Below are 16,906 nucleotides of genomic sequence, written 5' to 3'. Positions count from 1 at the left end.
CATGACTGCACCACTAATTTCTATCCGTAACCTATGCGTAGACTACATTACAGATGCGGGCGATGTCCGCGCCTGTAACAACGTAAGCTTTGATATTGCACCGGGCGAAGTCTTTGGTCTGGCTGGTGAATCAGGCTGTGGTAAATCAACCGTTGCTTTCTCGCTCATGCGCTTACATAAGCCGCCAGCGTTTATCACCGGAGGTGAAGTTATCTTCAATGGCGAAGACATCCTCCAATACAGTGATCAACGCATGCAATCATTCCGTTGGAGTGAAATGTCGATGGTATTCCAAAGTGCGATGAACGCGCTGAACCCAGTTCTCACTATGGAAGAACAGTTCTGTGACGTAATCATGCGCCACACAGGACTCACTCGAGCTCAAGCAAGAGTTCGCGCTGAAGGCCTATTGGAAATTGTTGATATTCACCCTAGCCGCTTGAGCGATTACCCTCACCAGTTCTCTGGTGGTATGCGTCAGCGTTTGGTTATCGCTATTGCTCTGGCTCTGAATCCGAAGATGATCATCATGGATGAACCAACTACGGCACTAGACGTGGTGGTCCAACGTGAAATTCTGCAAAAGATTTACGCGCTTAAAGAAGAGTTTGGCTTCTCAATTCTGTTCATTACTCATGACTTGTCGCTGATGGTCGAGTTTTCTGACCGTATAGGCATCATGTATTCAGGTGAATTGATTGAAGTCGCACCTTCGAAACAAATTCTGGAAAGTCCTTACCACCCTTACACCAAAGGTTTGGGTAGCTCTTTCCCTCCACTAACTGGTCCTAAGACCAAATTGACTGGTATTCCAGGCAACCCTTTGAACCTATTAGAGATTCCTCAAGGCTGCCGCTTCCAAGCTCGCTGTGACCGAGTCCACGAAGCTTGTACACGAGTACCGACTCAGCTGCGTCAAATTGAACCTGGTCGTTATTCAAACTGCCACTTGTACGGCGATACGATTGCTCAAGCCAAGGTTTAAAACCAGAAGTCACGCTAGCTAAGAACAAAATTACACTGGAGAGAATTATGAGCAAACAACTCGGCGAACTGCTGGTTGAGGGTAAAAACGTCGTTAAGGACTTCCCGTTAAACAGTAACTCAATCAAGCAGTCAAAGATGCGTGCTATCAACGACGTATCTTTCAAAATGTACAAAAGCCGCGGTTTGTCAGTAGTGGGCGAATCTGGTTCAGGTAAATCGACCACCGCTAAAATGATTGCAAAAATGTACGCACCTACTGACGGCATCATTGAGTACAAAGGGCGTGATATTCAAGACATCACCTCAAGACAAGACTTGATGGCGTATCGTGAAGGCGTACAAATGGTGTGGCAAGACCCATTTGGCTCGCTAAATCCAACGCACAATATCTTCCACCATATTGCGCGCCCGCTGCTGATTCATAAGAAAGTAGCACCGGGCAACAAGAAAGAACTGGAAGAGCGTGTGTACGACCTACTTGAACAAGTTGGTCTTATTCCACCAAAAGAAACGGCGCAAAAGTTCCCGCACCAGCTATCTGGCGGCCAGCGTCAACGTGTAAACCTAGCTCGTAACATCGCAGTTGGTGCAGAAGTGGTATTGGCGGATGAGCCAACATCGATGCTCGATGTATCAATCCGTGCCGGTGTTCTGAACTTGATGGAAGAGATGAAGTTCGAGAAACAAATGTCTCTGCTTTACATCACTCACGACATCGCAACAGCGCGTTACATTGCTGAAGATCTCGCGGTCATGTACGTAGGTCACATGGTTGAATGGGGCGATACTGAAGAAATCATTCACGATCCTCAACACCCATATACGCAACTGTTGGTATCTGCGGTTCCAGATCCATCAAAGTCTATTCACGAGAAACTGAAAGGCAACAAAGGGGAAATTCCACTTTGGACACCAGAATCTGTCGGCTGTCCATTTGCAGGACGTTGTGTACACGCTACCGACAAATGTCGCGAACGACTACCGGGCGTCACTCAACTGTCCGACAACCACTTTGTCCGCTGTTACTTATTTGAAGATTAATCATAACGAGGGTCAGGTTCAGCCTGGCCCATTCCTGTTTTTATCGTTTCCCGGAGACATTGAATGCTGCTACTGACTAACCACATTGGTTATGAACGTCTGGGTCCCAAAAAAGCCATTATCCAGACCGAACAACCACACTTGCCTTCTTACACTGCTCAATTGATTTGTGCCACTAGCGAGCAAACAGTGGCAACTTTTGCGGTTGAAGTACAAGGTAAAGTGGCGAACTGGCATCAGGGCTATTTCTACCTCATCGACTTTTCATCTTTCACAGATTCAGGCGACTATTTCCTGCAAGTGGAAGATTCGCGTTCTTCTTATTTCACTGTTGGCGAACATATTCTGTTGAATCAAACCCTGTCAGATGTGATCCACTACTTCAAATCACAACGTTGCGGTGGGGTTTTCGATCAACAAGATCGACAAGTGCCAGTGCTCAACGCCAACCAAACAGTTGATGTTCACGGTGGCTGGTACGACGCATCTGGAGACGTTAGTAAGTACTTAAGTCATCTTTCATACGCTAATTATTTGAACCCTCAACAAACTCCAATGGTGGTTTGGAACATACTAAAAGGGCTTTCATTGCTTGAAGGAAGCGAAGACATTGCAGCCTTCACACGCACACGTCTTATTGAAGAAGCCCTGTTCGGTGCAGACTTCCTTGTTCGTATGCAAAACGAAAAAGGCTTCTTCTACATGACGGTCTTTGATAAGTGGAGCAAAGATACTGCGCAACGAGAAATCTGTGCCTACGAAACGCAACTTGGTCACAAATTTGACGACTACCAAGCAGGCTTTCGACAAGGTGGCGGTGTCGCCATCGCAGCTCTGGCCGCGGCGTCGCGTTTAGGTGTTCACGGCGAATACGATCAACAGAAATACCGCAACGCTGCTGAAAATGGTTACTGGCACTTAAATGAGCACAATACGCAGTACCTCAATGATGGTGAAGAAAACATTATCGACGAATACTGTGCGCTACTAGCTAGTGTAGAACTGTTTAAAGCCACCAAAGAAACTCGCTACTTGGAAGAGAGCCGTTTGTGGGCACAACGCTTAGTTGCCCGCCAAATGAGCGACGAGCAGATTCAACACTTTTGGTCAGCAAACCAAGACGGCAGTCGTCCATACTTTCACGCTGCCGAAGCAGGTCTACCAGTTATTGCCCTATGCGAATACCTAGCAATTGAAGACGACTCCGTACAGACAGAATCGGTAAAACGCATCGTTAACCAAGCGTGTGAGTTTGAGATCAAAATATCGAATAAAGTGACCAACCCATTCGGTTACCCTCGCCAGTATGTTAAAGGCGTAAATGAGTCAAAACGCGATGCATTTTTTGTCGCACACAACAATGAATCCGGCTATTGGTGGCAAGGCGAGAATGCTCGATTGGGCTCACTCGCGACCATGGCATACCTTGCTCAACCGCATATAGCATCGCAAGAAATACAGCAACAACTTTCCGTGTTTGCTCAAGATGCATTGAACTGGATTGTAGGCTTAAACCCATACGACATGTGCATGCTTGATGGCCACGGTCGTAACAACCCTGATTACCTTCCTCAATATGGTTTCTTCAACGCTAAAGGCGGTGTGTGTAACGGAATCACTGGCGGCTTTGAAGACGAGGAAGACATCGCATTTAACCCACCAGCACAAAAAGACGACATGCTACAAAACTGGCGCTGGGGCGAACAATGGATCCCGCATGGCGCTTGGTACTTACTCGCGATAATGAGTCAAGCTCAGCATATTTCTCAGTTGGCAACCTCTAAAAATATTAAGGAACAATAATCATGGGGATGTATTTTGTCGGTATCGATGGTGGCGGCACGTCATGTCGAGCCAGGATCAAAGATTCACAAGGTAATTTTCTTGGCGAGGCCAAAAGCGGCAGCGCCAACATCATGCTAGGTGCTGAAGTTGCAATGGCTTCGATTCTTGAATCCATCACTTCGGCTGCCGAGCAAGGTGGCCTGACACAACAAGATTTTACATCGATGCATGTCGGCTTAGCCCTTGCAGGTGCTGAGCACAAAGCATCTTGGCAAGCCTTTATGTCTCTTCCTCATCCGTTTGCCAGTATGACTCTTAATACTGATGCTTACGGCGCGTGCGTTGGTGCACACAATGGCGAAGATGGCGCAATCATGATCGCAGGAACGGGCTCTTGTGGCATCTACCTTAAAGGATTGGAGCAGCACGTTGTCGGTGGTCGCGAATTCCCTATTTCGGATCAAGGTGGCGGCGCAGTGATGGGGCTTCGCCTAGTTCAACAAGTTTTGTTAGCAGAAGATGGCATCAGAGAGAAAACGCCTCTAGCACAACACGTCATGGCGCATTTCGAAAATGACGTTGATAACGTGGTGGCTTGGTCTAAACAAGCGCTTCCTCGTGATTATGGCCAGTTTTCTCCTGCGATTTTCCAACATGCAGAACAAGGTGATGCACTAGCAATTGAGATGCTGAAGCAAACTGCAGCTGATATAGAAATGTTTCTCGTGGCATTAAACAAGCGCGGCGCAACGCGTATTTGTTTAATGGGCAGCATTGCTGAACGTATTTTACGTTGGCTTTCGCCACCAGTTCAGCAATGGGTTGTTGAGCCACAGTTTGACGCGATTGAAGGCGCAATTATGTTTGCAGGTAAACCTGAACATAACCTTTACTCGCTCAGTGCGGCGTAGGAGTAGATATGGAATATCGTGTTGATCTCGTCGTCCTATCAGAACAAAAGCAAAACTGCCGTTTCGGACTGACTTTCCATAACTTGAGCGATCAAGATCTCCACAATTGGAGCCTGATTTTTGCTTTTGATCGCTACATTCTGCCGGATAGTATTTCGAATGGTCAGCTCAAGCAAATTGGCAGCTACTGCACCCTCAAACCAGAAGGGTTGGTGCTGGCAGCTAACCATCATTTTTACTGCGAGTTCAGTATTGGTTCGAACCCATTCCGTTACTATTCTGATGGATTCAATGAAGCCTTGGTCAACTTTGAAGTCAACGGCAACCTGCAGCGAGCTCAAGTCGATGTCACGCCGATCGTATTGGCTTCGCCGTACCGTGAACGTAGTGAGATCCCTTCCAGCTTGACGCATGCGCAGCCTTTATTGCCAAAACCAAACCATATAGAAGTCAGCGATCACTGCTTTAGCTTTAATCATCAAGCTGGCGTTGCGGTTTATTCAAACTTAGCCAATTCAGCTAAAGAGTGGTTACTTGAAGAGCTTAAGCGCATTCATCAATTTGAGTTCGCATCAGACAATGGCAGTCAGATCATCTTCAAAGGCAACCCAACCTTGGATGAAGGCGCTTACAAACTGAAGGTAGCAGAAGAGTCGATCAAAATTGAAGCTGGCTCTTCGTCTGGTTTTACCCATGCTTGTGCAACGTTGTTGCAACTGATCAAAGTTGGCGATCAACCAGCCTCAATGGAAGTGGTTTGCTGTTCAATCAAAGACCGACCACGTTTTCGTTACCGCGGTATGATGCTAGATTGTGCTCGCCATTTTCACTCCGTTGAGCAAGTCAAACGTTTGATCAACCAGTTGGCTCACTACAAGTTCAATACATTCCATTGGCACCTTACCGATGATGAAGGTTGGCGAATTGAGATCAAATCATTGCCTCAACTAACCGATATTGGCGCATGGCGTGGGTTGGATGAAACCAATGAGCCACAGTACACGCACCTTGCTGAGCGTTACGGCGGTTTTTACACTCAAGAAGACATCAAAGACGTGGTTGCCTTTGCTTCAAAACGAGGCATCACTGTTATCCCTGAAATCGATGTACCAGGCCACTGCCGAGCTGCCATCAAGTCGTTACCACACCTATTGGTAGAAGCAGAAGATACCACCGAATACCGCAGCATTCAGCATTACAACGACAACGTCATTAACCCAGCTCTGCCGGGGAGCTATGAGTTTATAGATAAAGTGTTGGAAGAAGTCTCCGCGTTGTTCCCTGCCCCTTATGTTCATATCGGTGCGGATGAAGTACCTAACGGCGTATGGTCAAAAAGCCCAGCGTGCCAAGCACTAATGGAACAACTAGGTTACAGCGACTACAAAGAGTTACAAGGGCACTTCTTGCGTCATGCCGAAGACAAACTGCGCAAACTTGGCAAGCGCATGCTGGGTTGGGAAGAAGCACAGCATGGCGACAAAGTCAGCAAAGACACAGTGATCTATTCGTGGTTAAGCGAAGAAGCGGCGTTGAACTGCGCGCGCCAAGGTTTCGATGTGGTGCTACAACCTGCACAAACCACCTACCTAGATATGACCCAAGATTACGCACCAGAAGAACCGGGCGTGGATTGGGCTAACCCGTTGCCGCTAGAAAAAGCTTACAACTATGAACCACTCGCTGAAGTGCCAGCCGACGATCCAATACGTAAACGCATTTGGGGCATTCAAACAGCATTGTGGTGTGAAATCATCAACAACCAGTCTCGTATGGACTACATGGTCTTCCCGCGCTTAACCGCAATGGCAGAAGCATGTTGGACAGACAAACAACACCGAGACTGGACCGACTATTTATCACGTTTGAAAGGACACCTACCGCTGCTTGATTTGCAGGGAGTGAATTACCGTAAACCGTGGAAGTAATACAGAGCTGATGTAGAAGCATCACGCTTGAAGAGTTTTTAAATTTTGGCTGCAGACGCAGCTTTGTAAAAAGGAAATACACAAATGAAATACGGCTATTTCGATAACGAGAATCGTGAATACGTCATTACTCGCCCTGATGTACCTGCTCCTTGGACCAACTACCTAGGTACAGAAAAATTCTGTACCGTTATCTCGCATAACGCAGGTGGCTATTCGTTCTACAACTCTCCAGAATACAACCGTGTTACTAAGTTCCGTCCAAATGCGACATTCGATCGCCCAGGACACTACGTTTACCTACGTGATGATGAGACGGGAGATTACTGGTCAATCTCTTGGCAACCAGTTGCCAAAAGCCTAGACGAAGCGAACTACGAAGTTCGTCATGGTTTGTCGTACTCTAAATTCAAGTGTGAATACAGCGGCATTAGCGCAACCAAAACGCTCTTTGTACCAAAAGGCGAAGATGCAGAAATTTGGGATGTGGTCATCAAGAACACCTCTGACAAACCGCGTACGATCAGTGCATTCTCATTTGTTGAGTTCTCGTTCAGCCACATTCAATCTGATAACCAAAACCACCAGATGTCTCTCTACTCTGCTGGTACGTCATACAACGAAGGCGTGATTGAATACGACCTGTACTACAACACTAACGATTTCGAAGGCTTCTACTACCTAGCGTCAACGTTTGATCCAGATTCATACGACGGTCAACGTGATAGCTTCCTAGGTCTATACCGCGACGAAGCAAACCCACTAGCAGTAGAACAAGGTAAGTGTTTTAACACCGCACAAACGTGTTACAACCACTGTGGCTCTCTGCACAAGCAATTTACTATCCAACCAGGTGAAGAAGTTCGCTTTGCTTACATTCTAGGTATCGGTAAAGGCAACGGTGAGCGTCTACGTGCTAAGTACCAAGACCTTGCAGAAGTCGACAATGCATTTGCTGGCATCAAAGCACACTGGGATGAGCGTTGTGGCAAGTTCCAAGTGAAATCGCCAAACGAAGGCCTAGACACCATGATCAATGCTTGGACGCTGTATCAAGCAGAAACGTGTGTGGTTTGGTCTCGCTTTGCTTCGTTCATCGAAGTGGGTGGTCGTACTGGTCTTGGTTACCGCGATACGGCGCAAGACGCAATTTCAGTTCCTCACGCGAACCCGAAAATGACTCGTAAGCGCATCGTTGATCTGCTGCGTGGTCAAGTAAAAGCGGGTTACGGCCTACACCTATTCGATCCTGATTGGTTCGATCCTGAAAAAGCAGATGTTAAACCATCTAAGTCTCCAACGGTTGTTCCTACTCCGTCCGATGAAGATAAGATCCACGGTATTGAAGACACTTGCTCTGATGATCACCTATGGCTAGTACCAACCATCTGTAAATACGTGATGGAAACCGGTGAGCACAGCTTCTTCGACGAAGTGATTCCTTACGCGGATGGCGGTGATGCAACCGTGTATGATCACATGAAAGCTGCGCTAGACTTCTCAGCTGAATACGTGGGTCAAACGGGCATCTGTAAAGGTCTACGTGCCGACTGGAACGACTGTCTAAACCTAGGCGGCGGCGAGTCTTCAATGGTGTCTTTCCTACACTTTTGGGCTCTACAAGAGTTCATCGACCTTGCAAAATACCTAGGCAAAGAAGCTGACGTTGAGAAATACACCGAGATGGCGGCAAACGTTCGCGAAGCGTGTGAAACACACCTTTGGGACGAAGAAGGCGGCTGGTACATTCGTGGTCTAACGAAAAACGGCGACAAGATTGGTACAGCGCAACAAAAAGAAGGTCGTGTGCACCTTGAGTCAAACACTCTTGCGGTGCTGTCTGGTGCGGTATCTCAAGAGCGCGGTGAAAAGGCAATGGACGCAGTCGACGAGAATCTATTCTCTGAATACGGCCTACATCTGAACTCACCATCATTCGCAACACCAAATGATGATATCGGCTTTGTAACGCGCGTTTACCAAGGCGTAAAAGAAAACGGTGCGATCTTCTCACATCCAAACCCATGGGCTTGGGTTGCTGAAGCAAAATTGGGGCGCGGTGACCGTGCGATGAAGTTCTACGATGCTCTCAACCCATACAACCAAAACGACATCATCGAAAAACGTATCGCAGAACCATACTCCTACGTGCAGTTCATTATGGGTCGAGACCACCAAGATCACGGTCGTGCAAACCACCCATGGCTAACTGGCACATCTGGTTGGGCTTACTTCGCAGTGACCAACTTTATCCTTGGTGTGCGCACAGGTTTTGATGGTCTCACTATCGATCCATGTATTCCAACTAACTGGCCTGGATTTGAAGTCACTCGTCAGTGGCTAGGCGCGACTTACAACATCAAAGTTGTTAACCCTGATTCAGTCAGCAAAGGCGTGAAATCTATCACTCTGAACGGCGAAGCTATCACTGGCGCATCAGTACCAGTTCAAGCGGAAGGCTCCGTGAACGAAGTGATCGTAACACTAGGTTAATCGCTGAAAAATGCCCCAATGCACTTTTGCTCTTTAGCTTGTGCATTGGGTTCGCTAGCAAAATTTTAAGGCGCGGTGTATTGCCGCCCTTATTGAGGTTCGAATCATGATCAAATTTGGTACAGGCGGTTGGCGCGCATTCATCGGTGAAGAATTCACTAAAGATAATGTTCGTTTGGTTGCTCAGGCAGTAGCAAACATCACTAACAGAGAATCAGTGGCAGATCGTGGCTTTATCATTGGCTATGACCGACGTTTTCTGTCTGATAAAGCGGGCCGTTGGTTTGCCGAAGTTTTAGCGGCAAATGGCATTGTAGTTAGCTTCATCGATAAGTTTGTTCCAACACCAATCGTGATGTTCAAAGCAAAAGAGATGGGCTGTGCTTACTCGGCGTGCATCACCGCATCGCATAACCCTGCAGATTACAATGGCATCAAAGTCTTCATTGAAGGTGGTCGTGATGCAGATGAAGTCATTACCGAGAAAATTGAAACTCAAATTTCCACACTTACCGCACAAGATGTGAAAAGTGTCGATTTTGATCAAGCGGTTGAAGACAAGTTGATTGAAATCATCAACCCGATGAACGAGTTTGTTGATTCAATCATCGACTTTATCGACATTGAAGCAATCAAAAAAGCCAACCTTCGTGTGCTGATTGACCCGATGTTTGGTGTCGCGAAAAACGCACTACAAACCGTCCTAATCAACGGCCGCTGTGAAGTAGACGTGATCAACGACGGAAAAAACCCAGACTTCGGCGGTTTAATGCCTTCTCCAAGTGCTGCGACCCTGTACCGCTTGATGCACCTTGTCGAGCAAGAAGGCTACGACATCGGTATTGGGACTGACGGCGATGCAGACCGTCTTGGTATCATCGATGAGAAAGGCAACTTCATTCATCCAAATGAAGTGCTGATTCTTCTGTATTACTACCTATTGAAATACAAAGGTTGGAAAGGCTCAGTCGTACGTAACATCGCGACAACACACCTATTAGACAAAATTGCCGAAGATCACGGTGAGAAATGTTTTGAGGTTCCAGTGGGCTTCAAACACATCAGCTCGCAAATGGAAGCAGATGACTCACTGATTGGTGGAGAAAGCTCTGGTGGTTTAACTATTCGCGGTCATATCAAAGGTAAAGATGGTGTGTTCGCATCAAGCTTACTGGTTGAAATGATCTCGGTAACGGGCAAAAAGCTGTCTGAGCTACTGGATGAAATCTATGGCAAGTACGGCTACGCGTACATGGCAGAAGGTGATTGCAAATTCAAACCAGCGCAAAAAGAAGTCCTATTCAATAAGATATATGTTGAAAAACAACTGCCTGAGTTTGAGTTCGATATTGAAAAAGTCAGCTACGAAGATGGCGCGAAAGTCTACTTCAAGAACGGCGGTTGGATCATCGCGCGCTTCTCTGGTACTGAGCCATTACTACGTATTTTTGCAGAAATGCAAGATAAGGACACTGCGGAACGTGTTCTTCAACAGTTTAAAGACTTCTTGTCTCTATAACTGACCTTGTGCCCGCTTCGAGCACAATGATGAGAGCCGACGCTGTCTGGAAAAGGTGATCATCAACAGGAGAAGAGCACTTGCCCGGCATCACTGCCGGGCTTTTTTGTATCTATAAATAGAGAATGGATTCGCAATCCCGTATGCAGAGACATTAAGCGAACGCTAGCACGCCTTGAGTTTCGATCTTCACAGCAACACGCTCACCGATATGAAGCGGCTGTGATGCGATAGCCAGTAGACGATCACCATTAGCATCAATCACATAACGACAATGATCACCCATGAAGTGCTGCTCAAGCACAGTGACCGCACTGTCTTCATCCGACTGAATTTGGACATGTTGTGGTCGCAGTAGTAATGAACAAGCAGATTGCATTTGAATCTCTTGCTGTGCACTCGCCTCAACTACACCAATATGGGTTTCGTATTCCGTATCTGAAATGCGCGTTGCGGCTAGGTAGCTACCACCACCTAAGAAGTCTGCAACAAACTTGCTCGAAGGTTGGTAGTAGAGTTCTGAAGCCGTGCCGTATTGCTCAATAACACCGTGGTTCATCACCGCCATTTTGTCGGCAAACGCAAATGCTTCTTCACGACTGTGAGTCACGAAAATCGCTGTAACGCCTTGTGCCTTAAAAATCTTACGGATCTCGCTGATTAACTCGTGACGAACCTGAGTATCAATATTGGAAAACGGTTCATCCAAAAGCAGTAAATCAGGGCTGTAAGCCAGAGAACGGGCAATCGCAACGCGCTGTTGTTGTCCACCAGAAAGCTGATGTGGATAACGATCGGCGTAACCTTGAAGGTGCACGAGTTCTAGCATTTCATCAACTTTCGCGCGCTTTTCCTGTGCTGATTGATGCTTCAAGCCAAAGGCTATATTTTGCGCAACTGTCAGATGAGGAAATAGTGCATAATCTTGGAAGATCATTCCGATATTGCGCTCTTCTGGCGGCAACCAATTTTCACCATCATCAATCGTCTGACAATTTAAGCTCATTTGACCAGAAGTAAGAGGCAGCAAACCAGCAATCGCTTTCAACAATGTCGTTTTGCCACAACCACTCGCCCCTAAAAGACAAACGATTTGCCCTTGTTCAACTTCAAGCGACAAAGACTCTAAAACGGTTTGAGCATCGTATTGGCAAGTTAGGTTTTTAATTGATAGTGCGCAGCTCATCAGTGATTTTGCTCCAGTGAACGGTTAACAACAACAAGCGGGATCAACCCAACAAGAACCAACAATACAGCAGGCAGAGCTGCCAATTCTAAATGCTCATCCGAGGCAAAGTTATATACGTATGTTGCCAGTGTTTCAAAATTGAATGGACGCAGAAGCAGAGAGGCATTGAGCTCTTTCATCGACTCAATAAACACCAACAATGCCGCGATCAGTGCACCACGTTTTACCAGTGGAAAGTGCACTCGCCACAGCATCGTATTAGGCGTACATCCCATCGTGCGTGACGCCATATCTAACGATGGAGAAATTTTATTTAGATTACTTTCGATACTACCAATCGCAACAGCTGAGAAACGCACCACCATCGCAAAGATCAACGCAAACATTGAGCCTGAGAAAATCAGTCCCGGTCTACCCCATTCCATCGCCTTCGCAATATCGTTTACGCGATAGTCCATAAACAGCACGGCAACCATCACGCCAATCGCCAATACCGTTCCAGGTACTGCGTAGCCCATTGAGGAAAGACGCATAAAAGCAAGGCTTTCACGTTTGCCATTGACTCGGTGGGTAAAGTTAACAATAAGAGCAACAGCCACGCCGATGATCGCAGCAATGACAGACACAACAAGACTGTTCCACGCATACTCACGGAATTCTGGTGTCCAGCTTTGCTCAAAGTAAGTAATGGAGTAATCGATCAACTGAAGTAATGGCAAAATGAACGCCACAGCAACCAGTCCCCAACACCACACCAGTGCCGCCCATTTTTTCCAGCCGCTTAACTCGTAACGAAAATCTTCATGGCTGTTGAATTGGCTTTGGAATAATTTCTGCTTTCTGCGGCTATAGCGTTCTGTACTGAGTAACAGCACAACAATCAACAGCATAATTGCGGAAATTTTAGCGGCCGCGTTAAGGTTAGAATAACCAAGCCACGTATCGTAAACCGCTGTCGTTAATGTGTTAACGGCGAAATAGCTGACGGTGCCGAAGTCCCCAATGGTTTCCATCGCCACCAGCGACAAAGCCACGGCAATAGAAGGTCGCACCAAAGGCATCGAAATACGCCAAAAGCTCTCCCAAGGTGAGCATTTCAGCAAGCGGGCACTTTGCAGCAGTGAAACATTTTGTTCCATAAACGCCGCGCGGCACAGTAGATACACGTAAGGGTACAACACTAGAGACAGGACAAAGGTCGCCCCCGGTAAGGTTCGAATATCAGGGAACCAATACTCGCCAGGTCCCCACCCAGTGACATCACGCAGGAATATTTGAATTGGGCCAGCAAAGTCGAACCAATCCGTAAATATGTAACCAATAATGTAACCCGGCATTGCCAATGGCAATACAAGCGCCCACTGTAACCACTTTTCCGTTGGCAACTTACACATTGCCATCAACCAAGCGCTTGGAATACCGAAAATAAGAGAGAGGCCCATAACCCCAATCGTTAAGACGACGGTGTTATAGATATAGGTTGGCATCACCGTCGACATCAAATGTGTAAACAGGTTATCCGTTTCACCAATTGCGGTGTAGAAGATCGCTAAGATCGGCAAAACCAGTAACAGAGTTATCGCTCCACTACTGGTTTTCCATAGAGAATGTCTATCTTTCATTGCCTAATTACTGCAAGGCTTTATGAAATACAAATGCTGGTGCAAATACATCTCATATCCTTTAATCAAATGGGGGTATAGTTATACCCCCACAAGGAATTAAAGGTCAAATTTCACTTCATCTAGTAGCTTAATCGCTGCTTCATGGTGAGAAGCGATATCATCTAGAGAAAGCGTGTCTGCTTTAAAGTCGCCCCAAGATTCCACAAGTTCAGAACGCTTAACGCCTTCTTTTACTGGGTACTCGTAGTTCACTTCTGCGTACATCTTCTGAGCGGTTTCGCCAGTCAAGAACTCCATTAGCTTAAGCGCGTTATCTCGGTTTGGAGCGTATTTCGCCATCGCCATACCAGAGATGTTCACGTGCGTGCCTGTTGTTTCTTGATTCGGGAAATTGATGTAAACCGCATCAGCCCAAGCTTTTTGCTCTTTGTCGTTAACCATTTTGCCTAGGTAGTAGCTGTTACCCAAAGAAACATCACATAGACCTTCTTTGATCGCTTTTACTTGTGCACGGTCGTTACCTTGAGGTTTACGAGCAAGGTTCGCTTTCACGCCTTCCAACCACTCTTTCGTTTCTGCTTCGCCGTAGTGAGCGATCATCGAAGAAACAAGAGATACGTTGTATGGGTGCTTGCCGCTGCGAGTACAAATCTTACCTTTGTATTCTGGTTTGGCTAGATCAGCATAGTTAAAGTCCGCACCTAGTTTGCCAACACGGTCGCGAGAAGAGTAAACACTGCGAGTACGTAGCGTAAGTGCAAACCACTCATTCTCTTTGTCTTGGTACTGAGCTGGTACATTTTCTTCAATGATCTTGCTATCAACTTTCTGAACTAGACCTTTGTTTGTCAGTTCTGCTAGACGGCTGATATCAGTAGTCAGGACAACGTCCGCTGGGCTGTATTCGCCTTCCTGAGCTAGTTTCTCTGCTAGACCTTCCTTCGCAAATTTAACGTTTACTTTGATGCCAGTTTCTTTAGTAAACTCGTTGAACATTGGTTCAACTAGAAAAGGTTGACGGTAAGAGTAGACGTTCACTTCTTCAGCTGCCATTGCTATTGGAGCTAGAGTTGCGCAAGTCAGTGCTGAAAGAGTTAGCAGTTTTTTCATTGTTTAATCCTTTACCATGCTAATGATAACGTTTATCAGTTGCGTTATTATATGTATGTTCAATAAGAAAACAACGACCAAAATAAAAAAACCTGCTCATCGGAGCAGGTTTTTACATACCGAGAATGTAACTATTTATTACAAGGCATATTTACTTCACAGTTACGAATTCAGGGTAAGCACCAACACCACAATCGTGCATGTCCATGCCTTCCATTTCTTCCTCTTCCGTAACTCGAATACCAACCGTAGCTTTAAGAATCGCCCAAACCACTAGGCTTGCACCAAATACCCAAGCAAAGATCACTGCGGCACCAAGAAGCTGCGCACCAAACGTCGCTTCACCGTTGCTTAGAGGAACAACCATTAGACCGAAGAAACCACAAACACCATGAACTGAAATTGCACCTACAGGATCGTCAATCTTCAGTTTATCGAGACCGATGATGCTAAATACCACTAGCGCACCCGATACCGCACCGATTGCTACAGCATACAAAGGTGATGGTGATAGTGGGTCTGCCGTGATAGCGACCAAACCAGCCAGCGCACCGTTAAGGATCATGGTTAAATCTGCTTTACCCCAAGTGGTTTTACACACAAACAATGCAGCAATCGAACCCGCAGCCGCAGCCGCGTTCGTGTTAAGGAAGATTTGACCAACCGCCGTTGCGTTTTCAAAGTCTGAAACCATCAATTGAGAACCGCCATTGAAGCCAAACCAGCCGAACCAAAGAATAAACGTACCCAGTGTTGCTAATGGCATGTTCGAGCCAGGAATTGGGTAGATTTCACCGTTTTTACCGTATTTACCTTTACGAGCACCAAGCAGTAACACACCAGCGAGCGCCGCAGATGCACCTGCCATATGAACAATACCTGAACCCGCGAAGTCGCTAAAGCCAGCTTCAGATAAGAAGCCACCGCCCCATGTCCAGTAGCCTTCCATTGGGTAAATGAACGCGGTCAAAACAGCTGAGAACAGCAAGAATGACCAAAGCTTCATGCGCTCTGCAACGGCCCCCGAAACAACAGACATCGCTGTTGCAACAAATACCACTTGGAAGAAAAAGTCGGATTCAAGAGAATGGTCTGCGCCTTCACCCTGGGTACCAATCAACCCACCGAACGATGGTAACCAACCGCCTTCTCCGTTATCGACGTACATAATGTTGTAACCAATAACAAGGTAAGTGGTACACGCTATCGCGTACAAACAAAAGTTTTTGGTTAGAATCTCAGTTGTGTTCTTAGAACGCACTAGACCCGCTTCTAACATGGCAAAACCTGCTGCCATCCACATTACCAACGCACCGGAAATGAGGAAGAAAAAGGTGTCGAGTGCGTAACGTAACTCGGTTACTGTTGTTGCTAATTCCATAATAGTGTCTCCAATCCCTTGAATACTTAAAGTGCTTCTGCGTCCATTTCACCCGTACGGATGCGCACCGCTTGGTTCAGGTCGTACACAAAAATCTTACCGTCGCCAATTTTTCCGGTCTGCGCCGCTTTTGTGATCGCCTCTACGACGCGATCAACATTGTCTGCATGTGTCGCAATTTCTATTTTGACCTTCGGTAGAAAGTCCACTTGGTACTCCGCACCGCGGTACAACTCAGTGTGACCCTTCTGGCGACCAAAGCCTTTCACCTCTGATACTGTCATCCCTTCGATACCGACATCAGCCAATGCTTCGCGAACATCGTCTAACTTAAACGGCTTAATAATGGCGTTGATTATTTTCATGCAATTCTCTCCGAAGCTTTCATCCTGAAACACTTCTAATAATCCAATCTGCGTGCCAAGTTTTTAAGCTATTGAATTAAATGTATTTATAGTAATTTACAGGTTTATAAACAAAAAAGGCGCACCGATATGGTGCGCCTTTTTCACAAATATAAAGCAATCCCGATGGAATTACCCAAAACTGTGCATTAAATGTTCAAAAAGTCTTTCCATTGCTCAATCAGTGCAACAAAGTCTTCAATGCCGCAGCTTGCTGTACTCTCTGCATCATAGAAATCGAACTCACTTTCCATCTCTACATCGTAATCGTGCGATAGAGCGTTCTCCTGCACCAGAACTTCATCCCCTTGAATCATCAAGCTGATCTCAGTACCTGTTAAAGTATGCTCTTGAGAAGGAAGAGAAAACGCCTTATCAATTAAAGCTTCTACTTGAGCAATCCTCACTGGATCTTTTCCGATTTCTTCTTGTAACCAGCGCCCTACGATCTCATGCCCCATGCTGCATTTTACGTAGTACTCGCCCATCAACGTATTACGGATGAATTCAAATTCCATCGAGGTTGCCTTTTC

The 16,906-nt window shown here is 46.4% G+C and carries 13 protein-coding genes; 7 read left to right on the top strand and 6 right to left on the bottom strand.

The genetic code is table 11. From position 1 onward, the window contains the following. Position 1 precedes the first annotated feature (1 nt). The 7 genes from ACF8CV_RS18215 (at position 2) to ACF8CV_RS18185 (ending at position 10,664) form a co-directional block, all read left to right on the top strand. Positions 2-985 (top strand): ABC transporter ATP-binding protein, encoded by a 984-nt coding sequence (locus tag ACF8CV_RS18215; protein WP_005461267.1) that lies wholly within the window; start codon positions 2-4, stop codon positions 983-985. A 47-nt stretch (positions 986-1,032) separates the two neighbouring features. Further along, positions 1,033-2,028, top strand: coding sequence for an ABC transporter ATP-binding protein (locus ACF8CV_RS18210; protein ID WP_005461254.1), 996 nt, complete (start codon positions 1,033-1,035; stop codon positions 2,026-2,028). A 63-nt stretch (positions 2,029-2,091) separates the two neighbouring features. Then, positions 2,092-3,831 carry a glycoside hydrolase family 9 protein gene (locus tag ACF8CV_RS18205; protein WP_138938298.1) on the top strand — a complete coding sequence of 580 codons (1,740 nt, stop codon included), beginning with the start codon at positions 2,092-2,094 and terminating at the stop codon, positions 3,829-3,831. Between the two features lie 2 nt (positions 3,832-3,833). Further along, on the top strand, positions 3,834-4,724 hold the full coding sequence (locus ACF8CV_RS18200) for an N-acetylglucosamine kinase (protein WP_015297234.1): 891 nt from the start codon (positions 3,834-3,836) through the stop codon (positions 4,722-4,724). Positions 4,725-4,732: 8 nt separating this feature from the next. Next, a complete protein-coding gene (locus tag ACF8CV_RS18195; protein ID WP_005494033.1) occupies positions 4,733-6,652 on the top strand; it encodes a beta-N-acetylhexosaminidase in 1,920 nt (639 codons plus the stop codon). Between the two features lie 84 nt (positions 6,653-6,736). Next, positions 6,737-9,145 carry a GH36-type glycosyl hydrolase domain-containing protein gene (locus ACF8CV_RS18190; protein ID WP_005494031.1) on the top strand — a complete coding sequence of 803 codons (2,409 nt, stop codon included), beginning with the start codon at positions 6,737-6,739 and terminating at the stop codon, positions 9,143-9,145. Positions 9,146-9,251: 106 nt separating this feature from the next. Continuing rightward, a complete protein-coding gene (locus tag ACF8CV_RS18185) occupies positions 9,252-10,664 on the top strand; it encodes a phosphoglucomutase/phosphomannomutase family protein (RefSeq protein ID WP_047708848.1) in 1,413 nt (470 codons plus the stop codon). 154 nt (positions 10,665-10,818) lie between these two features. Here ACF8CV_RS18185 and ACF8CV_RS18180 read toward each other — a convergent pair whose 3' ends face one another. From ACF8CV_RS18180 to ACF8CV_RS18155, 6 genes are all read right to left on the bottom strand, one after another. Continuing rightward, positions 10,819-11,850 (bottom strand): ABC transporter ATP-binding protein, encoded by a 1,032-nt coding sequence (locus ACF8CV_RS18180; protein WP_005461276.1) that lies wholly within the window; start codon positions 11,848-11,850, stop codon positions 10,819-10,821. Continuing rightward, complete coding sequence (locus ACF8CV_RS18175; protein ID WP_047708850.1) at positions 11,850-13,475, bottom strand: iron ABC transporter permease; 1,626 nt, start codon at positions 13,473-13,475, stop codon at positions 11,850-11,852. Before ACF8CV_RS18175 ends, ACF8CV_RS18180 begins: the two co-directional genes overlap by 1 nt. 99 nt (positions 13,476-13,574) lie before the next feature. Then, positions 13,575-14,588 carry a Fe(3+) ABC transporter substrate-binding protein gene (locus tag ACF8CV_RS18170; RefSeq protein ID WP_138938299.1) on the bottom strand — a complete coding sequence of 338 codons (1,014 nt, stop codon included), beginning with the start codon at positions 14,586-14,588 and terminating at the stop codon, positions 13,575-13,577. A 151-nt stretch (positions 14,589-14,739) separates the two neighbouring features. Next, on the bottom strand, positions 14,740-15,969 hold the full coding sequence (locus ACF8CV_RS18165; protein ID WP_005490371.1) for an ammonium transporter: 1,230 nt from the start codon (positions 15,967-15,969) through the stop codon (positions 14,740-14,742). A gap of 26 nt (positions 15,970-15,995) precedes the next feature. Then, positions 15,996-16,334, bottom strand: coding sequence for a P-II family nitrogen regulator (locus tag ACF8CV_RS18160; protein ID WP_005386570.1), 339 nt, complete (start codon positions 16,332-16,334; stop codon positions 15,996-15,998). Positions 16,335-16,522: 188 nt separating this feature from the next. Further along, on the bottom strand, positions 16,523-16,891 hold the full coding sequence (locus ACF8CV_RS18155; protein WP_138938300.1) for a YacL family protein: 369 nt from the start codon (positions 16,889-16,891) through the stop codon (positions 16,523-16,525). Between the last annotated feature and the right edge of the window lie 15 nt (positions 16,892-16,906).

It is taken from the genome of Vibrio sp. zbq_1 (assembly GCF_043102935.1).
Lineage (GTDB): Bacteria > Pseudomonadota > Gammaproteobacteria > Enterobacterales > Vibrionaceae > Vibrio > Vibrio parahaemolyticus.
This window is presented reverse-complemented; position numbering and strand designations above follow the sequence as displayed.